The following is a 23,144-nucleotide window of genomic DNA, read 5'->3' on the forward strand; positions in this document are numbered from 1 at the left end:
AGCGGCGGCGCGGAGCCGCCGGTGGAGGTGCCGACGGGGCTGCCGGGACGGGGCCCACGCGACGCGCTGCGCTGCGGCCCGGGTGGGTGCCGGTCCGCCGGGGGGACGGCCACCTACAGGTCGGGGTGGACCACCCCGACCGGGCACTGCTCCCCGCCACCCCCGCGGTGCGGGACCACCTCGCGGCCCTGCACACCTCCGGGGCCGGCGCCGTCGTCGACGACCCCGCCGCCCGCGACGCCCACCGGCGCCTGGACGAGGCCGGGCTGCTGGTCGACGCCGACGCGCTCCTCGCCACGCTCGCCGCCGCCGACGACGGCGCCCGGCGGGCCGCCGTCAGCGCGCTCTGGGCCGAGCACCCCGCCAGCGCCGTCGAGCGCCTGCACCGGCGCCGCGACGCACGGGTGCGGGTCACGGGCGCGGAGCCGTGGCGCACGGCGCTGCAGGACGGGCTGGGCGAGGCGCTCGTCCAGCCCGGGGCGGGTACGCCGCCACCCACCCCTGCGTGCACCGTGCACGTCGCGGTGGGCGAGCTGGACCGTGCGGTCGTCGACGAGCTGGTCCGCCGCGACGAGCCGCACCTCGTCCTCGTGCTGCGGGCGGGCGGCGTGCGGGTGGGCCCCTTCGTGGTGGCCGGGACGACCGCGTGCCAGCGCTGCGTGGACGCGGGCGTCAGCGAGGAGGACCCCCGCTACCCGCTCGTCGTCAGCCAGGCCGCGACGAGCGGGCCCGGCCTCGCGCCACCGCCGGTCGACCCCGGGCTGGCGCGCTGGGCCGTGGGGTGGGCGGTGAGCGACGTGCTGCGCTTCGTCGACGGCGGGCTGCCCACGACGTGGTCGGCCACGGTCGACCTGGACGGCTCGATGCCGGTGCGGACCCCCTGGGCGCGGCACCCCTGGTGCGGCTGCAGCTGGGACGAGGTCGAGGAACGGCACGAGCCCGCCGGGACCTTCCCGACGGGCTCGTGACGGAGGTGCGTCCGAGGGTGGGTCGTCGTCCCGTGACGACGACCGTCCCCTCAGAGCGAGCGGGCCAGCTTGAGCCGGGCGCGGGCGGCGACGACCTCGGCCTTGCGGCTGAGGCGACGCGCCGCGACGAGGCGCTGGACCTGGTGGCGCTGCTCCGCCTCACGGAGCAGCTCGACTGACTGTGCTCGGGCCAGTTCTTCGTTGAGCAGTTGCATCTCGGTGTTCCTGTCCTGGGTGCTGGAGGTCTGGGGCTTGAGGGCGGTGGTCACGACGCGGTCACGTCCTGGCCGGTCCGGGTGCCCGGCGCGCCGGCGGTCGTGGTGTCGGTCGGGGCGGCGACGAGGTCGCCGCCGAGGGAGCGCTCGCGGTGCGCGATGTTCATCGGTTCCTCCTGGAGGTGGTCGGGTGGAGCGGGCGGTGCTGCCGGGTGGTGCGGGTGGTGCGGGTGGTGCGGTGACGGCTGTGGGCTCAGGCCGCGACGGGGTTCTTCCGCGGACGCCCCCGGGGGCGCTTGCGCGGGATCACCACGCCCTGGGCGAAGAGCTCACCGCCCCACACGCCCCACGGCTCGCGGCGCTCGAGGGCGCCGTCGAGGCAGAGGGCCCGCACGGGGCAGTCGAGGCACAGGGCCTTCGCCGCCTCGACGTCGCCGGGCGACTCCGCGAACCACAGCTCGGCGTCCCCCCTGCGGCACGGCAGCAGCCGGGGGTCCACCTGGTCGGCGGCGTCGTGCAGCGCCCCGAGGGTGGGCGGTGCCTCGTCGGGCACCAGCTCGTGGACGGTCATGTCGTGTCACCTCCTTCGTCGACCTGTCGGGTTGGGCGGGAAAAACAGAAAGGCCACGGTTCCCGTGGGGGGACCGTGGCCTGGAGGCGCCGACTGAGCTGTCTCAGACGGGTGGACTCCAGGCTGGAGTCTCCGGGAACGCGAATGCGCGCAGGGCAGCGCCGGGCGTGACGGCGCCACGGATGGCGTCGTACGCACGCGGACGCAGATCGGTCGCCCGACCGGCCTCGGCACCGAGGGTCAGGTGGCCGCCGGCGCAGGCGGACGTGCCGATGCCGGCGAGCTCGCTCGCCGTCCACGTCATCGTCGTGTTCTCCATGGGTGCCACCTCCTCCGGTCGATCTTCGTGCGCAGGCCGTGCCAGGGCCCTCGTCGCGCTCGTGGTCAGAACGGGCACGAAGTTACCCGCGCCCGCCCGTCATGGGCAATCTATTTTCTGACTCATTTCACGGCCGCCTCCCGACGGCCCCTGCTCAGGCCTCGCCGAGCACCTCGGCGGACCCTCCCGCAGCGGCCTCGGCGGCGGCCTCGGGCGTCTCGCCGGCGACGACGGCGAGCAGCTCGTCGCCGTACTTCTCCAGCTTCGAACGGCCCACCCCGCTGACCTTGAGCAGCGCGTCGGCGTTGCGCGGCTGGTGCTCCGCGACCAGCTGCAGGGTGGCGTCCGTGAACACGACGTAGGCCGGCACGCTCTCGGCCGCGGCCCGCCCGCGCCGCCACTCGCGCAGGCGCTCGAACAGCTCCTCGTCGTAGGAGGCCGGGCAGTCGGCGCAGCGTCCGACCTTCTTCTCGGCCGCCGAGTCGAGGGGCCGGCCGCACTCGCGGCAGTGCACCGCGTGCCGGGACTTCTTCCCCTTCGACCGCGTGCCGGCCCCGGCGACCTCCTCGAACGACGAGGGCAGGACCGGGCGCAGGAAGCGCGAGGGCTTGCGCGAGGCGCGGCCGCCGGGCTGGCGGGCGCTGGCCCACGAGACCACCAGCTCGCGGCGCGCGCGGGTGATGCCGACGTACAGCAGGCGGCGCTCCTCCTCGATCGCGGCGGGGGTGTCGGCGTAGCTGATGGGCAGCGCGCCGTCGTGGATGCCGCACAGCAGCACCACGTCCCACTCGAGGCCCTTCGCCGCGTGCAGGGTGGCCAGCGTGACGCCGTCGGCCACGGGCGCGTGCTGCTCGGCGGCGCGGCGCTCCAGGTCCTCGACGAAGGCGGTCAGGTCGGCGGTGCCCGCGTCGCCCGCGAGGTCCACCAGCGCCTGCAGCGACTCCCACCGGTCGCGGGTCTGGCCGCGGGCCGCGGGGGGCTCCGACGTCCAGCCCATGCCGGCGAGGGCCGAGCGGACGGCGTCGGGCAGCGGGACGTCGTCGTCGACCCCGGCCCGCGCCGTGCCCCGCAGCAGCGTGACGGCCTGGCGCACCTCCGGACGGTCGAAGAAGCGGGCGGCGCCGCGCACGACGTACGGCAGCCCGCGCGCGGCGAGCGCCTCCTCGAACGCCTCCGACTGGGCGTTGATGCGGAACAGGATCGCCACCTCGCCGAGCGGCACCCCCTGGTCGCGCAGGCGGGCCACCTCGGCGGCCGCGGCGTCCGCCTCGGCGACCTCGTCGGGCAGCGCACGCGCCGCGATCTCGGGCCCCGCCGCGCCCTGCGCGCGCAGCAGCACGCCCTGGCTCTGCGTGCCCGCGAGCAGGGCGTTGGCGCCGGCGACGATCTGCGGGGTCGAGCGGTAGTTGCGCACCAGCTCGATCGAGGCGGCGCCCGGGTGCTTGCGGTGGAACTCCCGCAGGTACGACGCGTCGGCCCCGGCGAAGCTGTAGATGGTCTGCGCCGGGTCGCCGACGACGCAGACCTCGTCGCGCCCGCCCAGCCACAGGTCGAGCAGCGCGGACTGCAGGGGCGAGACGTCCTGGTACTCGTCCACGACGAACCAGCGGTACTGCCGGCGCACCTGGGCGGCGACCCGCTCGTCCTCCGCGAGCAGCCCGGCCGTCCACAGCAGCACGTCCTCCATGTCCATCCGGCCCTGGGAGCGCTTCGTCTCCTCGTAGGCCGTCAGGACGCGGGCCACCGCGGCGGCGTCGAGGCCGCCGACCGAGCGGCCGCGGGCCGACGCGACCCGCGCGTAGTCGTCGGGGCCGACGTTCGACACCTTGCTCCACTCGACCTCGGCGGCGAGGTCGCGCAGGAGGGCCGCGTCGGTGCCGATGCGCAGCCGGCGCGCGGCCGGGCCGAGGATGCCCAGCTTCGACTGCACCAGCTCGGGCAGCTCGCTGCCGTGGACCCGGGGCCAGAAGTAGCGCAGCTGGCGCAGGGCGGCCGAGTGGAAGGTGCGCGCCTGCACGCCGCCGGCGCCCAGCTGCCGCAGCCGCGTGCGCATCTCGCCTGCCGCCCGGGTCGTGAACGTCACGGCCAGGACCTCCGTCGGCGCGTAGACGCCCGTCGCCACGCCGTACGCGATCCGGTGGGTGATCGCGCGCGTCTTGCCCGTGCCGGCGCCGGCGAGCACGCGCACGGGACCCCGCAGCGCCTCGGCGACGCGGCGCTGCTCGGGGTCGAGGGCCTCGAGCAGGGCGTCGGGCTGCAGCGCGGCGGGCGACGTCGTCGGAGGGAGCGGCGACGGCATGGGGGAACATCTCCTCGGCGTGGAACGTTATGGCGCCGATGACACTAGACGCCCGAGGGGACACTTCGATGACCGCGACGTTCACCATGTACAGCACGCCCTGGTGCGGCTACTGCCACCGCCTGCGGGGCCAGCTCGACCGCGAGGGCATCAGCTACGACGTGGTCGACATCGAGCAGCAGCCGGAGGCCGCCGCGCTCGTGGAGAAGGTCAACAACGGCAACCAGACGGTGCCGACGCTCGTCTACTCCGACGGCTCCGCGCAGACCAACCCGAGCCTCGCCCAGGTGAAGGCCAAGATCGCCTCCCTGGCCTGACGGCCCGCGGCTCCCGCCAGCCGCACCCCGCGCCCCTCGGCGCCCGCGTCACCAGCGGGTGTCGAGGGGTTCGCCGTACCAGCCCTGGATGAGGCTGTGGGAGATCGAGACGGATCCGGGAAGGGCCAGCGACCCGTCGGCCACGCCGCGGGCGATGTCGGCCCGCGTGAACCAGCGGGCCTCGGCCACCTCGGCGCCGTCGACGTCGATCGCCGTGGACGTCGCCCGCGCCGTGAAACCGATCATGACGCTCGCCGGCAACGGCCACGGCTGGTTGCCGAAGTAGGTCACCTCCCCCACCCGCACCGCGGTCTCCTCGGCGACCTCGCGGCGCACCGCGTCCTCGAACGTCTCGCCCGGCTCGACGAACCCGGCGAGCGTCGAGAAGCGCCCCGCGGGCCACGCCCGCGCGTGGCCGAGCAGGCACCGCTCGTCGTCGGCGCCCGGCTCGCCGTCGGTGACGAGCATGATCACCGCGGGGTCCGTGCGCGGGAAGTGGTGCTTGCCGCAGCCCCGGGCGGTCGAGCACACGAGCACGTGGCCCGCGTGGGAGGACGTCACCGGTCGCCCGCAGCGGGTGCAGAACCGGGTGCTCCAGTGCCACTCGGCCATCCCCATCGCGTGCAGCACCAGCGGGGCCGTGGGGCCGCCGACGACGCCCTCCATGACGGCCCGCAGGCCCTGCCACTGCTCCTCGGGGTGGGGGGCGCGCGCAGGGTCGAACAGCGCCGCGAAGTACGTCGTGCCGTCGTGCTCGCCCAGCAGCAGGCGGGTCGCCGACGGCTCGGCCGCCGCCGGCGGCAGGTCGCCCACGGCGCTCCACGCCGGGAGCCCGTCGGCGACGAGCATGCGGTTGCCCGCGATGGGCAGCACCTGCGTGCCGGGGGCCTCCCAGGTGCGGCGCAGCCACGCCTCGTCGGTGCGCTCGACGCCGTGGCGGTCGTGCGCGTACGACGACAGCGCGACGTGCGGGAGACGGTGGCCGGGGGCGGTCGGATCGCTGCGGTCGGGCACCCCCCGAGGGTAGGCGGGCCGGCCTCAGGTCGGCGCCGCGCCCCGCACCAGCTCCTCCAGGCCCTCGCGCCCCGGCAGGTCGGCCGGCTCCACCACCCGCCCCGTGCGGACGTGGCAGAAGACCGCCCGCACCCGCTCCACCGGCACCCCGCGCAGCTCGGCCCACGCCAGCCGGTAGAGCGCGAGCTGCAGCGGGTCGGTGCGCTCGCCCCGCCCGGTCTTCCAGTCGACGACGAGGAAGTCGGCGTCGGCGCCCGCCGGCTCGGCGTACACCGCGTCGATGCGCCCGCGCACGACCTGCCCGGCGAGCACGAGCGCGAACGGGGTCTCGGTCGCCAGCGGCACCCGCTCCGCGAACGGCCCGGACTCGAAGGCGGCGACCACCTCGACGAGGTCCTGCTCGTCCTCGATGTCGGTGTCGGCCCGGCCGGGCACCTCGTCGGTGGGGATGAGGTCCTGCTGGCCGAAGCGGGTCTCGACCCAGGCGTGGAAGCGCGTGCCGAAGCGCGCCGCCGCCGACGGCGGGCGCGGCATCGGCCGCGCCAGCTCGCGCGCCATCACCGCCGGGTCGTCGCGCAGCCGGCCGAGCGTGGTCGCGGAGATGCTCGGCGGCAGCGGGATGTCGACCTGCGCCGCGACCTGCCGGCGGGCCTCGGCGAGCAGGCGCTCGATCTCCTCGTCCCACTCCGCCACCTCGGCGATGCCGACGATGTCGAGGTCGGCGTCGTCGGCCTCGCCGCTCTCCCCCGCGGCCAGCCGCTCCTGCTCCGCGCGCACCATCCGGGCGGCCGCCAGCCGCCGCTCGACCTCCGGCGTGCGGCCCTCCACCGGCCAGGGCACCGGCGGCTTCTCGGCCTTGAGCGGGTTGGGTGTGTCCTTCGGCGGCCGCTCGACCCAGCGCTCGGGCTCCTCGCCGTCGTCGGCCATCGCCTCGGCGAGCGTCACGAGGTACGGCGAGGGCCCGACCGGCGAGGCCCGCGTCTGCGTCCACAGGTACGCCGACGCCACCAGCTCGTGGCGGGCGCGGGTGAACGCGACGTACCCCAGCCGCAGCTCCTCCTCGGCCTCGTGGGCGCGGGCCTCGACCTTGAGCGCGTCGAGGTCGGCCTTCTCGTAACCGCGCAGCTGGGGCACGTCGCGGGCGTCGCCCCGCAGCGGCGAGGGCAGGACCGCCGGCCCCGTCGTCCACTGCGTGCGGGTCTGCTTGGTGGGGAACTTGTCCTCCCCCACCCCGACGCAGAACACGACGTCCCACTCGAGGCCCTTCGCGCGGTGCACCGTCAGCAGCTTGACGGAGTCGGCCTCGGTGGGCGTGGCCACGTCGAGCCCCGTGCCCATCTCGTCCTCCGCGCCCAGGTAGGCCAGCAGCGCCCCGAGACCCGTGGCGCCGTCGACGGCCTGGAAGTCGGCCACCGCCCGCACGAAGAGGTCGAGGTTGTCGCGGCGCGCCGCGGCCGCCGGCGACGTCGAGCTGGCCAGCTCCACGTCGATGCCGCTCACGTCGACGATGCGGCGCAACAGGTCGAGCAGCGGCTCGTCGACGTGGCCGCGCAGCATCCGCAGCTCGCCGGCCAGCAGGCCGATCCGCACCCGCGCCGCGTGGGAGTAGGGGTAGTCGGGCGCCTCGCCCGGTGACTCCAGCGCGTCGCACAGCGACGAGATCTCGGTCGGGTCGGCGCCCTCGACGGCGACCGCCAGGGCCTCCTCCACGCCGTGCTCGAGGTCGCTCGCCGGACCCGTCGCGGCCAGGTCGCGCGCCCGCCGGCCGAGGATCGCCAGGTCCCGAGGACCCAGCGCCCACCGCGGGCCGGTCAGCAGCACGAGGGCCGCCGCGTTCGCCGTCAGGTCGTGCAGCAGCGTCAGCGTGGCGACCACCTCCGCGACCTCCGGCAGGCGCAGCAGCCCCGAGAGGCCGACGATCTCCACCGGCACCTCGCGGGAGGTCAGCGCGTCGAAGACGTCGGCGGCGTGCCGGTTGTCGCGGGTCAGCACGCCGATCTCGCGCCAGGACGTCCCCGCCGCGCGGGTCGCGAGCACCTGCTCGGCCAGCCACGCCAGCTCGTCGTCGTACGTGTCGTGCACGGCGACGCGCACGCGTCCCTCCGCCGCACCCTCGGGGGCCCGCAGGGGCCGCACGACGTCGTGGGCGGCGTACAGCGGGCCGGCGAGCCGGTTCGCCGCCGCGAGGATGCGGCGGTCGGAGCGCCGGTTGACCGTCAGGGCGTACGTCGCCACGTCGGGCGAGGTGTCGACGCGCGGGAAGTCGTGGCCGAAGCCGAGGATGTTGGAGACCGACGCGCCGCGCCAGCCGTAGATCGCCTGGTTCGGGTCGCCCACGGCCGTGACCGCGTGGCCGCGTCCCGTCTCCGGCGTGGGCCCGGAGAACAGCTTGCGCAGCAGCAGGGCCTGCGCCACCGATGTGTCCTGGTACTCGTCCAGGAGCACGACCGCGTACTTGCCGCGCTCCACCGCCCCGACGTCCGGGTGCTCGTCGGCCAGCCGGGCGGTGAGCGCGATCTGGTCGGAGAAGTCCATGAGCCCGAGCGAGCCCTTCAGCCGCCGGTACGCCGTCACGAGGTCGAGCAGCTCCTCGCGCCGCCCGATCGTGTTGAGCACGCCCTCGAGGTCCTTCTTGCCCCGCGAGACGGCCAGCGCCTCGGTGAACCGCGGCCGTTCCCGCGCGTGGAAGGCCCGCACGTCGTCGGGCTCGACGAGGTGCTCGTTGAGGGCGCCCTCCAGGGCCACGATGTTGGCGATCACCGTCGCCGGGTGGTCGCTCAGCAGCTCGACGGGCCGCCGGTGGCGGGTGATGGCCCGCTCGGCCAGCTGGTAGCGCGACGCGTCCGCCATCACGCGCGTGTCCGGCTCGTGGCCGATCCGCAGGCCGTGCTCGGTGAGCAGCGACGCGGCGTACGCGTTGTAGGTCGCGACCGTCGGCTCCAGCACCTCCTCCCCGTCGGCCCCGTCGGCCCCGGCGGCCCCGGCGGCGTCGTCGCGCGCGCCGGCGGGCGGGCCCGCCGGGCCGAGCCCGGCCACCGCGAGCGCCTCGCGGACGCGCGTGGACAGCTCGCGGGCCGCCTTCGTGGTGAAGGTGAGCCCGAGCACCTGCTCGGGGCGCACCTGGCCCGTCGCGACGAGGTAGACGACCCGCGCCGCCATCAACGTCGTCTTGCCCGAGCCCGCGCCCGCGACCACGACCGCCGGCTCCAGCGGCGCGCTGACGGCGCGCCACTGCTCGTCGCTCACCGGGTACGGCGCCCGCATCACCCGCTGCAGGTCGGCCGGCGTGCGGATCTCGACCGGGGCGGGACGCCCGGTCGTCACGTCCGGCTCCACCGCCGTGCCCGTCACGAGAGCACCGTCCCGGCGCCCGTGGCGGGGCAGGCGGCGACGAAGGCGCACGTGTCGCAGTGCCCACCGGCACGGGCTCCGAACGACTCGCCGCGCACGACACGGGCGGCGAGCGCCAGCTGCTGCTCGACGAGGCGGCGGCCCGTCGCGTCGGCCTCCTGCGGAGGCTGGGCCTGCACCTTCACGCTGCCGCGCGTCTCCTTGCGCAGCTGCACCAGCTCGGCGCCGCCCGAGCGCGCGGGGCGGTGCTCCGGTGGCAGCAGCTCGTCGGCGGCGCCCAGCTCGACGGCCAGCTGGTAGAGCCCGAGCTGCGGGTGCTCGGCCACCTCGGCGCCGGTCGGGGGGTACTTCCCCGTCTTGAGGTCGACCACCACGACGCGGTGCTGGTCGTCGATCTCGAGGCGGTCGGCGAAGCCGTTGACGACGATGCGCTCGCCGTCGTCGAGGCGCAGCTCGGCGCGCAGGTGCTGCTCGACGCCGAGGACGCGACGCGCGTCGGGCCGGGTGTGCCACCGCAGGAAGCGCAGGAGCGCCGCCCGCGCCTCGGCCCGCTCCCGGGCGCCGGACCACGGGGTGCGGAACGACATCTGCGGCCACACCTCGTCGACGTGGGCCATGAGGTCGTCGACGGCCGCCGGGTCGGCGGGCAGCTCCCCGGTCGCGACGCGCTCGGCGAGCGCGTGGAGCACGAGGCCGAAGCCCTGCGAGGCGCTGCTCACCTGGCTGCCACCGGCCTCGCGCTCGAGGAACCAGCGCAGGGGGCAGACGAGGATCGAGCTCAGCGTGCTGGCCGAGATGCGCAGCGGCTGGTCGGCCGGGCGCACGGGGGTCTCCGCGAACGTCAGGCCGCGGGTGCCCCACCACGTGCCCGGGTCCGCCGAGCGCACGAGCGGACGGCCCTCGGCGTCCCGCGCCGACGCGAGCGCCGCCAGGCGGCGGGCGGCGGCGCGGCGCACCGCCTCCGGCCGCTCGGGGTCGGCGACGGTGCGGCGCAGGTGGGCGACGACGCCCGCCATCGACAGCGGACGGGACGGGCGCCCGACGCGGTGCACCGGGGCGACGCCCGTCTCGGCGAGGAAGCGGGACGGCTGCTCGCCGTCGTCCTCCGGCGAGCGCACCGCGGTGACGACGAGGCGCTCGCGGGCGCGGGTGCACGCGACGTAGAAGAGGCGGCGCTCCTCCATCAGGGCCTCGCGCACCCCCGGTGGCGGCAGGAGGTCGTCCCCCGGCCCGCCGATGCGGTCGGCGCCGAGCAGGGTCACGCGGCGCCGCAGGTCGGGCCACGTCTCCTCCTGCACGTGGGCGACGACCACGAGGCGCCACTCCAGGCCCTTGGACCGGTGGGCGGTGAGGAGCCGGACCGCGTCCCCCCGCACCCCCCGCTCGGCGAGGGTGTCCGACGGGATCTCCTGCGCCACGAGCGTCGCCAGGAAGGAGCCGACGCCGGTGTGGCCCCGCTGCTCCTCCATCTTGGCCGCGCCCTCGAACAGGGCGCAGACCGCGTCGAGGTCGCGGTGGGCCCGCCGGGCGGCCGCCCCGCCCAGGGTCGTCCCCCGGCGCAGCCGCTCGGGCCAGGACGTGCCGGACCACAGGGCCCACAGCGCCTCCTCGGCCGTGCCGCCGCCGTCCACCACGGCGCGGGCCGCCCGCAGGAGGTCGCCGAGGGCCCGCGCCTTCGTCACGCCCGCGACACCGGCCGCGTCGGCGTCGTCGAGCCGCCCCGCCTCCAGCACCGCGTCGCGCAGCACGTCGGCCGAGGACCGGGGGGCACCGCCGCCCGCCGCGGCGCGCGCCCGCTCCTCGGTGCGCACGTGACGGGCCAGCGCCCGCACCTCCGTCGCGTCGAGACCCCCGAGCGGCGACGTCAGCAGCGCCTGCACCTGGCCGGCGTCGACGTACGTCTCCGCCTCGGGGTCGGTGACGTCGAGGTGGACGACCGCCCGCAGCGCGTCGAGCAGGGGCGCGACCGCGGGCTCCCGCACCAGCGGCAGCTCGTCCGCCGCGACCTCCACCGGCACGCCCGCGGCGGACAGCGAGCGCCGCAGCGCCGGCAGCGTCGCCCGGCCCGAGCGGGCCAGCACCGCCATGTCGCCCCACGCCACGCCGTCCTCCAGGTGGGCACGGCGCAGCAGGTCGGCCAGGTGCTCCGCCTCGGCCCGCTCCGTGTCGAAGGTCAGCACCTCGACGCGGTCGCGCGGCGCCCCGGGTGCCGTCACCGGGGCGCTGAAGACCTCTCGGGCGACCGGGTCGATGCTGCCGGCGAGGGAGAGCCGCGAGGCGACGGCCGTGGCCGTGCGGAGCACCCGCGGGCCGAACCGCCGGGTGGTGGCGAGCACCGCGACCGGGGCCGGCGAGCCGTCCGCCTGGGGGAAGGCGCGGGGGAACTCCAGGATGCCGCGCACGTCGGCGCCCCGGAAGCCGTAGATGGACTGGTGGGGGTCGCCCACGGCCACCAGGTCGCGCCCGTCGCCGGCGAGCGCGCGGAGCAGCTCCACCTGGCCGGGGTCGGTGTCCTGGTACTCGTCCACGAACAGGCACGAGTACCGCTCCCGCAGCTCGTCGCGGTGGTCCTCGGCCTCGATGACGGCCCGGCGCACCAGGTCGGCGTAGTCGATCGCGCCCGTGTGGTCGAGGATCGTCAGGTACTGCCCCAGGAAGGCCCCGGCCGCGACGAGCTCGGGGGCATCCGAGCGCCGCCCCAGGTCGACCAGCTCGTCGGCGCTGAGGCCCTTCTCGCGGGCGCGGGCCAGCACGTGGTGGACCTCGCGGGCGAAGCCGCGGGTGCCGACCGCACGCCGCAGCGCGTCGGGCCAGCGCACCGACTCGGGCGCGTCGGTCAGCAGCTCGGCGAGCACCACGTCCTGCTCCGGGGCGGACAGCAGGCGCAGGGGCGCGGCGTACAGCTCCGGCGGCGAGTAGCGGCGGACCAGGCCGTAGGCGAACGAGTGCACCGTCGAGCACAGCGCGGCCTCTGTGGTGCGGCCCAGGCGGGCCGTCACGCGGTCGCGCAGCTGCTCCGCCGCCTTGCGGGAGAACGTGAGCGCGAGGACGGACGAGGGGTCGACGCCCCGGTTCTCCACCCGGTCGACGATCGCCTCGACCAGCGTCGTCGTCTTGCCCGTGCCCGGCCCCGCGAGCACGAGCAGGGGCCCGCCCGGGTGGTCGACGACGCGCTGCTGGTGCTCGTCGAGGGTCGGCACGGCGACGTCGCCCTGCGGGCGCACCAGCTGGTACGCCGGAGCCGCGCCCGCCCCGGCGCGCACTCCCCCGACCGAACCCCCGACGGGCCTCCCGACCGACCCTGCGACTGCCATGCGGACCATCCCAGCACGGCCCACCGACAGCTCCGGGCTCAGGTGCCGCAGAAGGTCTGGTAGTCGCCCGCGTCGGGGCCGGGCTCGGCGTACCGCTCCAGCCCGGGCCGCTCGTCGTACGGCGCCGCCAGCACCTCGAGGAGCCGTTCGAGGGGGGCCAGGTCGCCGTCGGTGGCCGCGGCGAGGGCCTCCTCGACGAGGTGGTTGCGGGGCACGTAGACGGGGTTGACGCGGTCCATCCGGTCCGCGTCCGGCTCCAGCGCGCGCCAGCGATCCAGCCAGGCGTCGACCTCGGGCAGGTCGAGCACGAGCGCGCGCACGGCCTCCACGTCGCCCCGCGCGGCCCGGCCCAGGGCCCGGAAGGCGGTCGTCCAGTCGACGCGCCCGGAGCGCAGCACCTCGAGCAGGTCCTCGGCCAGGTCCATCGTCTCCTCGTCGCCGAGGCCGGTGGGCAGGCCCAGCTTGTCGCGCATCCCGCCGGCCCAGGCCGCGACGTACGCCGTCGCGAACCCGCCGAGCAGGTCGGTCGCCCGGGCGATCGCCGCCTCCTCGTCGGTGTCCAGCAGCGGGAGCAGGGCCTCGGCGAACCGGGCCAGGTTCCACTGCGTGACGGCCGGCTGGTTGCCGTAGGCGTAGCGGCCGCCGCTGTCGATGGAGCTGAAGACGGTGGCCGGGTCGTAGGCGTCCATGAACGCGCACGGGCCGTAGTCGATGGTCTCGCCCGAGATCGTCACGTTGTCGGTGTTCATCACGCCGTGGACGAAGCCGACGAGCATCCAGCGCGCGACCAGCCGCGCCTGCGCCGCGACGACCGCCGAGAACAGCTCCGCGTACGGCTCGTCGGCGTCCGCCAGCTCCGGGTGGTGGACCGCGATGGCGTGGTCGGCGAGCCGGCGCAGCAGGTCGAGGTCGCCGCTGCCCCGCGCGTACTGGAAGCTGCCGACCCGCAGGTGGCTGCTGGCCACGCGCGCGAGGACCGCGCCCGGCAGCGCCGTCTCGCGCTGCACGAGCCGGCCCGTCGCGGTCACCGCCAGCGAGCGGGTCGTGGGGATGCCGAGCGCGTGCATCGCCTCGCTCACCACGTGCTCGCGCAGCATCGGGCCGACGACGGCCCGCCCGTCGCCGCCGCGGGCGAACGGGGTGCGCCCCGAGCCCTTCAGGTGCAGGTCGAAGCGCCGGCCGTCCGCGTCCGCGAGGTCGCCGAGCAGGAGGGCCCGCCCGTCGCCGAGGCGCGGGGAGAACCCACCGAACTGGTGCCCGGCGTACCCCTGGGCGACGGGGAGGGCGCCGTCGGGGACCAGGTTGCCGACGAGGAAGCGGACGCCGTCCGGGCTCCGGAGCACGTCGGGGTCCAGGCCGAGCCGGCGGGCCAGGGGCTCGTTGAGCACGAGCAGACGTGGGTCGGGCGCCTCCTCGGCGCGCCACTCGACCGCGAGCTCCGGGAGGGCGCGCGCGAAGCGGTCACCGAGGGTGGGCAGGGCCGTCGTGGTGGTCACCCCTCCCAGGCTACGACGCGCCCGGCGACGCCCCGGCCCGCGACGGTCCGGGACGGTCGCGCCGAGCCCGTCCCGCCGGACCGCTCAGCCGACGGGCGCCACGCCGCCCTCGCGGGCGACGATCTCGCGGGCGAGCGTCTCCCACCGCGCGTACGCGTCGGGGTAGGCCGAGCGCTGCACCGCCTGCGCCGCCTGCGTGACGGGCATCGACTGCCAGCCGGCGATGTCGAGCAGACCCGGGTTCGGGGTGTGGGCGGCGACGCCGTAGAACGCCTTCGAGGCGAGCACCGGGTCCTGCACCTGCGCCTGCGTGCCCCAGCCCTGCGACGGGCGCTGCTGGAACAGGCCGAGGGAGTCGCGGTCGCCGTAGTCGACGTTGACGAGGGTGGACTCCTGCATGGCCGTGGCGAGCGCGACGACCCACCCCCGCTCGGGCACGCCGGCGCCCTTGCCGACCGCGATGATCGTGCGCGCGTTGGCCTTCTGGGCCTCCGACAGGGAGTCGTACGTCGAGCCGGGCGGCTGCGTGCCGCCGGTCCCGAACAGCGCGGCCCACGTCTGCGGCCCGGCGACGCCGTCGACCGCCAGGCCGCGGGCGGACTGGAACGCGCGGACCGCCCCGGCGGTCGCGGGCCCGAGGTCGCCGTCGGCGTCCAGCGCCGCGCCCCGGGCGTTCAGCAGCGTCTGCAGGGCCTGCACCGCCGGCCCGCGGTCGCCCTCGCGCAGGGTCACGACGAGGGCCCCGATCGTCCGGGGCCCGGCGACGCCGTCGGCGGTGAGGCCGCGGTCGGTCTGGAAGGTGGTCACGGCGGCGCGCGTGCCCGAGCCGTACTGCCCGTCGGCCGCGGTCGCCCGCCCGTGGTGCGTCAGCAGGTGCTGCACCGCGGTGACGTCGGGGCCGGTCGAGCCCGTCGTCAAGGTCGGGTGCCGCGTGCGCCGCGCCCGGCGCACCGGTGAGCAGCGCCAGGGCCAGCAGCGGCGCCAGCAGCGCCAGCAGCGCGCGGCGCGGGCCGCGGACGCGGCGCGGCCGGTCGCGACGCGGCGTCAGGTGGTCAGGTCGTCCGTCCCGAGAGGAAGCCATGCGCCCCAGTCGAGCACGCCCGCCGGGACCGGGGAACCCGCCGCGGGGCGGAGATCTCCGCCCCGTCCGGTACGACGCGGGGCGCGAGCGCCCTCAGCCGCGGCCGTAGCGGCCGCGGCGGTGCACCAGCGGGGCGTCGGCCGCCGCGGACGCGTCGCCGGCGGCTGCGGCGGCGTCCGGCGCGGGCTCCAGGTGGGTCTCCTCGACGACGCAGGTGACGAGGCGCGACCAGCCGACCTCCGTCGCCGACTCGAGCCGCACGCCGGCCCAGCCCTCGGCACCGTCGAGCCGGGGGCCCCACGCGGTGGGGGTGAAGGTCGCCTGACGGAACGGGCCGCCCGGGGCGGGGGCCAGCCCGGCGAAGACCTCGGCGAGGTCGCGGTGACGCCAGCGCAGCAGCTGCACGACGGCACGGCCCGTCTCCTCGAGCGCGTCGGTGAGGTCGGCGTCGGGGTCGAGCAGGGCCAGCACGCGCCCGGGCTCGCCGTGGGCGACCATCAGCGAGCTCACGGTCAGGCCCGCCCGATCCGCCCCCTCCCCCGCGGTCCACAGCGTCACGGCGCCGCCGAGACGACCGCGGAGACGGCGGACGGGGTCGCGTCCGGGCTCGGGGTCGGCGAACGGGTGGGTGGTGTGGATCGTCACGACGCCGCCACCCCCGCCCGCGGCACGGTCAGCTCCCACTCCGTGCCGAACGAGCCGGTGGCGAGCTCCGCCGTGCCGCCCAGGTCGGCCAGACGTCCCCGCACCGACCCGGAGACCCCCAGCCGGCCCGCGGCCTCGGCCTCCTCCAGCCTGCCCGCGGGGATGCCGGGTCCCTCGTCGCGGACCGTCAGCACGACGCTGTCCCCCAGGTCCTCGAGCAGCACCCAGGCCGGGGCGTCGTCCCCGACGTGCACGGCCACGTTGTCGAGGCACGCCCCCGCCGCGGCGACGAGCTCGGCCACCACGTCCGCCGGGAGGCGCACGGGCACACCGGGCGTCACGACCGCGACGCGGGGCCGGTCGCGGTGCCCCAGCTCCTCCACCGCGCCGGCGAGGTCGACCTCGTCGCGCGCGCCGGCGCCGGGGGTGGTGAGGGTGTCCTGCTGGCGGATGAGGGCGCGCAGGGCGGCCTCCTGCTCGCCGGCGAGCCGGGCCAGCTCGGCGCCGCCCGGGCCCAGGTCGGCGCCGCGGCGCTGGGTCAGCGCGAGCACCTGCAGCACGCCGTCGTGGACGGCCCGCGCGAGCCGGGCGCGCTCCGAGGCGACGGCGGCCTCCCGCTCCGCGCGGTCCCGCTCGGCGGCCATGCGCTGCAGCGACTCGCAGAGGTAGCCGACCAGCGGCGCCCCGATGCCGATGAGGAAGAGGTGGCCGTAGTTCGTCTGGCTCAGCTCCTGGCGCACCGACACGTCGGCGGCGATGAGCACCACGGCGGCCACCAGGCCCCCGCGCCAGCGCCAGTGCACGGCCCAGGCCAGCAGCGCGCCCATGATCCAGAAGCCGGGGATGGTGGCCCGCAGGCCCTCGCCCTTGACGGGGAGGCTGACGAGGAGGAGGGCGGCGGTCACCGTCAGGTCGAGCACGAGCAGCACCGCGCGGCGCCGGGCGGGTACGGCGTACCCCCACACCGCGACGGCGGTCCACCCGACCATCAGCAGCAGGCTCGCCCACAGCGCCCACGCGACCTGGGCGTTGTCGCGCCGCACCACGTTGAGCGCGACGGCGTTGACGAGCAGCACCACCCGCAGCACCGCGAGGGCGCGGAACATGCGGTCCTCGACCGCGACGGCGGCGGCGTCGCGCCAGCCCGGCGGGAGGATGCGGAGTCGGCCCGCCACGGGGTCAGGACGCCTTGCGGTCCTCGGGGGCGCCCCGGTCGGCCTCGGGCGCGTCCGACTTCTTGGCGTCGGCCTTCGCTCGGCTGGCGTAGACGTCGACGTACTCCTGGCCGGAGAGCTCCATGATCGCGTACATGATCTCGTCGGTGACGGAGCGCAGGATGTAGCGGTCGCCGGACATGCCCTCGTAGCGGGAGAAGTCGAGCGGGGCGCCGAAGCGGACGGTGGGGCGCGCCATGCGGCCGAACTTCTTGCCGGGGGGCGCCACGGTGTCGGTGTCGATGACGGCGACGGGGATGACGGGCACGCCGGTCTCCAGCGCGAGACGGGCCACGCCCACCTTGCCGCGGTAGAGCCGACCGTCGTGGGAGCGGGTGCCCTCGGGGAAGATCCCGAACAGCTCGCCGCGTCCCAGCACGGCCTTCGCGGACGTCAGCGCGCCCTCGGCGGCGTTGGCGCCCGAGCGGTCGATGGGGATCTGGCCGGCGCCGGAGAAGAAGGTGCGCTGCAGCCGGCCCTTGACGCCGCGGCCCGTGAAGTACTCCGACTTCGCGACGTAGCTGACGCGGCGGGGGATCACGAGCGGCGTGAACAGCCAGTCCGCGTAGGAGAGGTGGTTGCTCGCGAGGATGGCGGGGCCCTCGGCGGGCACGTTCTCGGCGCCGTCGCTGCGGGGCCGGAACACGACGCGCAGCACGGGCCCCAGGGCCACGAGCTTCAGGAACCAGTAGAACACCGTCAGACCTCCTCCGGACCGGGCCGTCGCCTGCCCGCGGTCCGCCCGCGACACGACCGACTCGAACCCTAGACCCTGCGCGGCCCCGGGCAGAATGCCCGCCATGGCCATCCACCCGCTCGCGCACCCCTTCTCCGCGCCCTCCCGTCCCGACCTCACGGGCGGGCGCCGCGTCGGCGTGCTGCTCAGCCACGGGTTCACCGGCTCCCCCGCCTCGATGCGGCCGTGGGGCGAGGCGCTCGCCGAGCGCGGGTACGCCGTGGAGGTGCCGCGGCTGCCGGGGCACGGCACGACCTGGCAGGAGATGAACCGCACCGGGTGGGCCGACTGGTACGGCCACCTCGAGCGCACCTTCACCACGCTCGCCGACGCCTGCGACGCCGTCGTCGTCGGCGGCCTGTCGATGGGCGGCGGCCTCGTGCTGTCCCTGGCCGCCCGCCACCCGGAGCGCGTCGCCGGGGTCGTCCTCGTGAACCCGGCCGTCACCACCACGAACAAGCAGCTGCGCGCCGTGCCCGTGCTGCAGCACCTCGTGCCGTCGGTCGCCGGCATCGGCAACGACATCGCCAAGCCGGGGGCCGACGAGCACGGCTACGCCCGCACCCCGCTGCGCGCGCTGGCCTCGATGACGCGGGGCTGGCGCACCGTGCAGGCCGAGCTCGAGCGCGTCGAGGCGCCCGTCCTGCTGTTCCGCTCGCAGGTGGACAAGGTGGTCGACCCGTCGTCGGCGGCCCTCGTCCGCGCCCGCGTGCCCCAGGTGGAGGAGCGGGTGCTGGAGCGCAGCTTCCACGTCGCGACCCTCGACCACGACGCCGAGCGCATCGTGGAGGAGTCGGCGGAGTTCGTCGCCCGCGTGACCGCCTGAGGTCACCGGCCGCCGGTCCGTCCGCCACGGGGGGTCGTGGGCGGCCCCGCGTGCCTACACTCGTCGGGTGAACCGCGGCAGCGAGGACGAGGCCTGGCGGGCCATCGTCGAGAACTACGGCGACCGCGCCGAGATCGACGACGACGCGTGGCCCGCCGACGCGTCCCGGCCGGACGGCGGCCCCGGCTCCCGGGGCTCCCGCGACGTCCCCGGCGACGTCCTGCCCGGCGACCTCGCCGATGCCGACGACCCGCAGGGCGAGCTTCCCGACGACCTGCTGGACGACCTGCCCGACGACGTGCCCGCCGGTGTGGCGGCCCCGCCCGTCCGGGAGCCGATCGAGGACCGGTTCGTGCCGCCCGTCCCCCCGCCGCTGCCCCGGCCGTCCCCGCCGCGGCTGATCGCCTGGCTCGGGGTGCTCGGCATGCCGGCGCTCCTGGTGCTGTCGCTGCTGCTCGGCGTCGTGCTGTGGCCGGTCGTCTCCTCGTTCATGGTCGTCTGGTTCCTCGGCGGTTTCGCCTACCTCGTCGCCTCGATGCCCACCCAGCGCGTCGACGACGACGGCGACGACGGCGCGGTCGTCTAGCGGGTCAGGCGTCGGCCGCGAGGGCGGCGACGCCCACGATCGCGGCCTCGGGGCCCAGCTCGGCGGCGCGGACCGGCGGCACCGCGCGGTACGGCGCGCCCACCAGCGAGCGCGACAGCGCGGCGCGGGCCGGCTCGAGCAGGCGGTCACCCGCCGCCGAGACACCTCCGCCGACGACGACCACGTCGGGGTCGAGCGCCGCCACGAGGTTGGCCAGGCCGACACCGAGCCAGTCGCCGACCGCCCGGAACGCCTGCAGCGCGACCAGGTCGTCGGCCTCCGCGGCGTCGGTGACCATGGGGCCCGTCAGTCGTTCGGCGACCCCGCCGCACCAGTCGTCGAGCAGCGTCGGCTCGCGACCGACCCGTGCGCGGGCGAAGGCGACGAGGGCGTTGCCGCTGCAGTACTGCTCCCAGCAGCCCCGCCCACCGCACTCGCAGGGCTCCCCGTCGGGCACGACCTGCTGGTGGCCGAACTCCCCGGCCATGCCGTTGCGACCGCGGAGCAGCCGCGGCCCGGCGCCGGCGTCGAGCACGACGGCCCCGCCGAGGCCGGTGCCCACCGTGATGGTGACGGCCAGCGACGCGCCGCGCGCAGCGCCGTGCAGCTGCTCGGCCCAGGCGGCGGCGTTCGCGTCGTTGTCGAGGCGCACCGGCGCTCCGAAGCGCTCCGCCAGGCGCTGGCGGACGGCCTCGCCCCGCCACGGCAGGTGGGGGGCGAACATGACCCGCTCCCCCGCGCCGTCGACGAACCCGGCGGCGGCGACGCCGACCGCGGCGACGGGTCGGCCGTCGGTGACCTCCTCGACCGCCTCCGCGACGGTGCTCTCCAGCAGCAGGACGCTGCTCTCCCGGCCGGGGGTACGCCGTACCGCGACCGCCTCGAGCCGCCCGTCCGGCGCCACGACGCCCGCGAGGATCTTGGTGCCGCCGACGTCCACGCCGATCCGGACGCCGTCGGGGTCGGAGCGGGGGCCGGCCTGCGTGCTCACGCCGTCACCGGCGGGCGAGGTCGGCCGCGCCGATCATCCCGGCGTCGTTGCCGAGCACGGCGCCGAGGATCGCGGGGGCCGGGCGGAAGCCGCGGCCGCTGAGCGTGTGCGCGAAGCGGTCGCGCAGGGGCGCGAGCAGCAGCTCCCCCGCGGCCGAGACGCCACCTCCGACGACGACCATGCCGGGGTCGAGCACGGCCACGAGCGAGGAGACGCCCTCCCCGAGCCAGTGCCCCAGCTCGGTCAGCTGCTCGAGGCAGAAGGGGTCGCCCTGCTGGGCCAGCTCGGTGATGAGCGGTCCCGTGATGCCGCTCGGGTCGCCGCCGGCGCGGTCGAGCAGCGGGCGCGCGAGCAGCGACCCGCCCACCGCGTCGGCCTTGGCCTCGCGCACCAGGGCGGACCCGCTCGCGTACTGCTCCCAGCAGCCGTGGTTGCCGCACCCGCACAGCCGCCCGCCGTGCACGAGGCGCAGGTGGCCGATCTCGGCGGCGATGCCGAAGGCCCCGCGCCGCAGCTCGCCGTCCGCGACGATGCCGCCACCGACGCCGGTGCCGACCGTCACGAGGAGCATGTCGCCGGTGGCCGAGCCGTGGCCGGCGCCGAACACGTACTCACCCCAGGCTGCGGCGTTCGCGTCGTTCTCGACCACCACGGGCAGGCCGGTCCGCTCGCTGAGCTGGCGGCCCAGCGGCTGGTCGCGCCAGGCGATGTTGGGCGCGAACAGCACCGTGGAGCGGCCGGCGTCGATGAACCCGGCGGCGCCGATGCCCACGTGCTCGACCGGGTGCTCCGCGCGCAGGTCGTCGACGAGGCACGCGACGGTGTCGACGATGGCCTCGGGGTCGGTGGCCGGGGACTCGGCGCGCAGGCGGGCGAGGATGCGGCCCGACTCGTCGACGACACCGCCGGCGATCTTGGTGCCGCCGATGTCGATGCCGCAGGAGAGGCTCACCGGGGTCCGCCCGTCGTGTCGTCGTCGAGGTCGATGTGCTCGAGGCCGTTCGCCCGCCCGCCGGGGTGCCCACCGGGGCGGGGACCGGGGTGCCCACCGGGGTGGGGACCGTCGGGGCGGGCCTCGGCGGCCGCGTTGAGGATCCCGGCGGCGGCCTGCAGCAGCGACGCCGCGGCGGCGGTCAGGTGGGTCCGCACCTCGGGAGTCACGGCGTGCCGCAGGGCGTGCGCTCCGCGGCACACGGGGCACCAGGCGCACTCGGCCGCGCCGCCCGTCGTACCGGCTCCCGGGGCACCGGGCAGTTGCTCTGCGTACGGGTCTGCGTACGGGTCTGCGTACGGGTCGGCGTACGGGTCGTGGGGCGGACCGGCCTGCGGGTCGGGGTGGGCGCCCAGCCCGTGGTCGCGGGCCCAGTCGGAGAACGCGCCGAAGAGCTTCACCGCCTCCTCGCCGACGCTGCCGACGGCGGCGTCGCGGGCGGCGGCGTCGTCGGGGCCGGGATCGGGCGCGCCCGCCCCGTGGTCGGTGGGGGCGCCGGGGGCCTCCCGGTCGTCGTGACCCTTCACGTCGTCTTCTCCTCGAATCGCACGACCAGCTCCCCCCGCTCGACCCGGGCACCCGCGATGCGCAGGCGTGCCAGCCCGACGGGCAGGGTCAGCAGGCGACGATACGACCCGACCGTCACCACCAGCTCGTCGCCGGTGCGCGCGAGGGCGACGTCGCTGCGCTCGACCAGCGGCAGGGTGAGCCGCACGGTGGCGGTCCCCTCCCCGCGCTGGACCGCGTACGGCCCGGGACCCACGGGCACGGCGAGCGGGTCGGCCTCGCCGTGCACGTCGGCCACGAGGGCCGCGAGGGCCTCGGCGCCCACCGGCTCCTCCGCGCGGTAGACCGAGCGCCACACCGGCAGGCCGGCGAACGACTCGTCGGCCTCGGCGAGCACCGCCGCCTGGGCCCGAGCCCACCCGGCACGCCACGCGTCGGCGCCGTCGTCGGCGGGGAAGACCCGGTTGGCGACGACCCCGTCGACGCGGTAGCCGAACAGCGAGAGCATGGTCCACGAGCGGCGCGCCTCGGCGAGCACGACCCGCTCCGGCGTCAGCACGAGGCGCACCGAGGCCCGGGGCCCGGTCAGCAGGGCGTGCACCTCGGCCAGCTCGGCGTGCAGCCGCTCGAGGGCGTCGAAGACGCCGTCGCCCGGCATGGGCACGCCGGCGGCCCGGGTCAGCACCGGCTTGAGCGCCCGCACCACCGTGCGCTGGGCGGGGAAGATCCGCTGGACGTACCAGCCGAGCGCCTCGGGCAGCGCCAGCAGCCGCAGCGTCTCCGCGGTCGGCGCGCAGTCGACGACGATCACGTCCCAGCGCCCCGAGCGGGCCTGCAACCGCAGCTCGAGCAGCGCCAGCACCTCCTCGGCGCCGGGCAGGACGGTCAGCTCCTCGGCGGCGACCCGGTCGACGCCCACGACGTCGAGCACGGAGAGCAGGTAGCGCTGCACCTCCGCCCACGACTGCTCGAAGCGCAGCTGGGCGTCGACCTGCTGCACCCACAGGCCGTCGGCGACGGGGGTCGGCTCGGCGCCCACGGGCACGCCGTACGCGTCGGCGAGCGAGTGGGCCGGGTCCGTGCTGAGCACCAGGGTGCGCGCGCCGCGCGCGGCGGCGAGGGCCGCCGTACCCGCTGCGAGGGTGGACTTGCCGACCCCGCCCTTCCCGGTGAGGAGCAGGACGCGCGGCTCGTCAGCCAAGGGCCTCGACGCGCTTCTTGAGACCCTTCAGGGCCGTGTCGATGAGGATCTTCTCGCCCTTGCGCCGCAGCATGCCGATGAGCGGGATCGTGACCTCCAGCGACAGGCTGTAGGTCACCTCGGTCGAGCCGTCGCCCTGGTCCCGCAGCACGTAGGAGCCGTCGAGGGCGCGCAGGATGCCGCCCTCGGCGAGGGTCCAGGTGACCTCGCGGTCGCCGTGCCACTCGTAGGCCAGCGTGTACTCGTCCTTGATCGGGGCGACGTCGAGCACGAAGCGGACCTCGCGCGCACGCTCGCCGGCGGCGCCGGGGGTGACGACCTCGACCGACTTCATGCCGGTGGCCCACTGCGGGTACGCCGGGAAGTCGGCGATGACGGCCATGACGACCGAGGGCGGCGCGTCGATCACGATCGTGGACGACGTCTGCTCTGCCACTGCGACCTCCCAGGCCTCCGGAACCACCACCGCGGTGGGTCTGCGGTCTGACGCCCGGCGAGCGTA

The 23,144-nt window shown here is 76.5% G+C and carries 21 protein-coding genes; 4 read left to right on the forward strand and 17 right to left on the reverse strand.

Annotated features, from left to right (window positions below; genetic code table 11):
• Positions 1 to 125 precede the first annotated feature (125 nt).
• Positions 126 to 968, forward strand: coding sequence for a hypothetical protein (locus ACOACO_RS15370; protein WP_420297136.1), 843 nt, complete (start codon positions 126 to 128; stop codon positions 966 to 968).
• A 50-nt stretch (positions 969 to 1,018) separates the two neighbouring features.
• On the opposite strand, the gene ACOACO_RS15375 is transcribed toward ACOACO_RS15370, so the two are convergent.
• The 4 genes from ACOACO_RS15375 to ACOACO_RS15390 form a co-directional block, all read right to left on the reverse strand.
• Positions 1,019 to 1,237, reverse strand: a complete 219-nt coding sequence (locus ACOACO_RS15375; protein WP_420297137.1) for a hypothetical protein — start codon at positions 1,235 to 1,237, stop codon at positions 1,019 to 1,021.
• A 199-nt stretch (positions 1,238 to 1,436) separates the two neighbouring features.
• A complete protein-coding gene (locus tag ACOACO_RS15380) occupies positions 1,437 to 1,754 on the reverse strand; it encodes a WhiB family transcriptional regulator (protein WP_420297138.1) in 318 nt (105 codons plus the stop codon).
• Positions 1,755 to 1,857: 103 nt separating this feature from the next.
• Positions 1,858 to 2,073 (reverse strand): hypothetical protein, encoded by a 216-nt coding sequence (locus ACOACO_RS15385; RefSeq protein WP_420297139.1) that lies wholly within the window; start codon positions 2,071 to 2,073, stop codon positions 1,858 to 1,860.
• A gap of 154 nt (positions 2,074 to 2,227) precedes the next feature.
• Positions 2,228 to 4,372: an ATP-dependent helicase gene (locus tag ACOACO_RS15390; protein WP_420297140.1), complete on the reverse strand. Its 2,145-nt coding sequence runs from the start codon at positions 4,370 to 4,372 to the stop codon at positions 2,228 to 2,230.
• A gap of 68 nt (positions 4,373 to 4,440) precedes the next feature.
• Between ACOACO_RS15390 and ACOACO_RS15395 the strand changes: the two genes are divergently transcribed.
• Positions 4,441 to 4,689, forward strand: coding sequence for a mycoredoxin (locus ACOACO_RS15395; protein ID WP_420297141.1), 249 nt, complete (start codon positions 4,441 to 4,443; stop codon positions 4,687 to 4,689).
• Between the two features lie 48 nt (positions 4,690 to 4,737).
• On the opposite strand, the gene nudC is transcribed toward ACOACO_RS15395, so the two are convergent.
• The 8 genes from nudC to ACOACO_RS15435 form a co-directional block, all read right to left on the reverse strand.
• Entirely contained in the window at positions 4,738 to 5,703 is a 966-nt protein-coding gene (gene nudC / locus ACOACO_RS15400) for an NAD(+) diphosphatase (RefSeq protein ID WP_420297142.1), read from the reverse strand.
• 24 nt (positions 5,704 to 5,727) lie between these two features.
• On the reverse strand, positions 5,728 to 9,054 hold the full coding sequence (locus ACOACO_RS15405) for a UvrD-helicase domain-containing protein (RefSeq protein WP_420297143.1): 3,327 nt from the start codon (positions 9,052 to 9,054) through the stop codon (positions 5,728 to 5,730).
• Positions 9,051 to 12,317, reverse strand: a complete 3,267-nt coding sequence (locus ACOACO_RS15410) for an ATP-dependent helicase (RefSeq protein WP_420297144.1) — start codon at positions 12,315 to 12,317, stop codon at positions 9,051 to 9,053. The genes ACOACO_RS15405 and ACOACO_RS15410 overlap by 4 nt, the downstream gene beginning before the upstream one ends.
• Before the next feature lie 89 nt (positions 12,318 to 12,406).
• Complete coding sequence (locus ACOACO_RS15415; protein ID WP_420297145.1) at positions 12,407 to 13,864, reverse strand: protein adenylyltransferase SelO; 1,458 nt, start codon at positions 13,862 to 13,864, stop codon at positions 12,407 to 12,409.
• 84 nt (positions 13,865 to 13,948) lie between these two features.
• A complete protein-coding gene (locus tag ACOACO_RS15420) occupies positions 13,949 to 14,782 on the reverse strand; it encodes a peptidoglycan-binding domain-containing protein (protein WP_420297146.1) in 834 nt (277 codons plus the stop codon).
• A gap of 256 nt (positions 14,783 to 15,038) precedes the next feature.
• Positions 15,039 to 15,590 (reverse strand): flavin reductase family protein, encoded by a 552-nt coding sequence (locus ACOACO_RS15425; RefSeq protein ID WP_420297147.1) that lies wholly within the window; start codon positions 15,588 to 15,590, stop codon positions 15,039 to 15,041.
• On the reverse strand, positions 15,587 to 16,765 hold the full coding sequence (macS, locus tag ACOACO_RS15430; protein WP_420297148.1) for a MacS family sensor histidine kinase: 1,179 nt from the start codon (positions 16,763 to 16,765) through the stop codon (positions 15,587 to 15,589). Before macS ends, ACOACO_RS15425 begins: the two co-directional genes overlap by 4 nt.
• A 4-nt stretch (positions 16,766 to 16,769) precedes the next feature.
• A complete protein-coding gene (locus ACOACO_RS15435) occupies positions 16,770 to 17,501 on the reverse strand; it encodes a lysophospholipid acyltransferase family protein (protein WP_420297149.1) in 732 nt (243 codons plus the stop codon).
• Positions 17,502 to 17,604: 103 nt separating this feature from the next.
• Between ACOACO_RS15435 and ACOACO_RS15440 the strand changes: the two genes are divergently transcribed.
• Together ACOACO_RS15440 and ACOACO_RS15445 are read left to right on the forward strand one after the other, a co-directional pair.
• Positions 17,605 to 18,366, forward strand: a complete 762-nt coding sequence (locus ACOACO_RS15440; protein WP_420297150.1) for an alpha/beta hydrolase — start codon at positions 17,605 to 17,607, stop codon at positions 18,364 to 18,366.
• 67 nt (positions 18,367 to 18,433) lie between these two features.
• Entirely contained in the window at positions 18,434 to 18,952 is a 519-nt protein-coding gene (locus ACOACO_RS15445; protein ID WP_420297151.1) for a hypothetical protein, read from the forward strand.
• 4 nt (positions 18,953 to 18,956) lie between these two features.
• On the opposite strand, the gene ACOACO_RS15450 is transcribed toward ACOACO_RS15445, so the two are convergent.
• The 5 genes from ACOACO_RS15450 to ACOACO_RS15470 are packed head-to-tail and all read right to left on the reverse strand — an operon-like array spanning position 18,957 to position 23,078.
• Positions 18,957 to 19,943 (reverse strand): ROK family protein, encoded by a 987-nt coding sequence (locus tag ACOACO_RS15450; protein WP_420297152.1) that lies wholly within the window; start codon positions 19,941 to 19,943, stop codon positions 18,957 to 18,959.
• Between the two features lie 4 nt (positions 19,944 to 19,947).
• Positions 19,948 to 20,895: an ROK family glucokinase gene (locus tag ACOACO_RS15455; protein ID WP_420297153.1), complete on the reverse strand. Its 948-nt coding sequence runs from the start codon at positions 20,893 to 20,895 to the stop codon at positions 19,948 to 19,950.
• Positions 20,892 to 21,461 (reverse strand): hypothetical protein, encoded by a 570-nt coding sequence (locus ACOACO_RS15460; RefSeq protein WP_420297154.1) that lies wholly within the window; start codon positions 21,459 to 21,461, stop codon positions 20,892 to 20,894. The genes ACOACO_RS15455 and ACOACO_RS15460 overlap by 4 nt, the downstream gene beginning before the upstream one ends.
• Positions 21,458 to 22,642, reverse strand: a complete 1,185-nt coding sequence (locus ACOACO_RS15465; RefSeq protein ID WP_420297155.1) for an ArsA family ATPase — start codon at positions 22,640 to 22,642, stop codon at positions 21,458 to 21,460. The genes ACOACO_RS15460 and ACOACO_RS15465 overlap by 4 nt, the downstream gene beginning before the upstream one ends.
• Positions 22,635 to 23,078, reverse strand: coding sequence for an SRPBCC family protein (locus ACOACO_RS15470; RefSeq protein ID WP_420297156.1), 444 nt, complete (start codon positions 23,076 to 23,078; stop codon positions 22,635 to 22,637). Before ACOACO_RS15470 ends, ACOACO_RS15465 begins: the two co-directional genes overlap by 8 nt.
• Between the last annotated feature and the right edge of the window lie 66 nt (positions 23,079 to 23,144).

Origin of the sequence: Nocardioides sp. CPCC 205120 (assembly GCF_048654585.1) — a bacterium.
GTDB lineage: Bacteria > Actinomycetota > Actinomycetes > Propionibacteriales > Nocardioidaceae > Nocardioides.

What these genes read in the sequence shown, in the direction of transcription:
- ACOACO_RS15380 (WP_420297138.1), bottom strand. Translation starts at nt 1,754, where the DNA reads ATGACCGTCCACGAGCTGGTGCCCGACGAGGCACCGCCCACCCTCGGG.
- ACOACO_RS15385 (WP_420297139.1), bottom strand. Translation starts at nt 2,073, where the DNA reads ATGGAGAACACGACGATGACGTGGACGGCGAGCGAGCTCGCCGGCATC.
- ACOACO_RS15390 (WP_420297140.1), bottom strand. Translation starts at nt 4,372, where the DNA reads ATGCCGTCGCCGCTCCCTCCGACGACGTCGCCCGCCGCGCTGCAGCCC.
- ACOACO_RS15395 (WP_420297141.1), top strand. Translation starts at nt 4,441, where the DNA reads ATGACCGCGACGTTCACCATGTACAGCACGCCCTGGTGCGGCTACTGC.
- ACOACO_RS15440 (WP_420297150.1), top strand. Translation starts at nt 17,605, where the DNA reads ATGGCCATCCACCCGCTCGCGCACCCCTTCTCCGCGCCCTCCCGTCCC.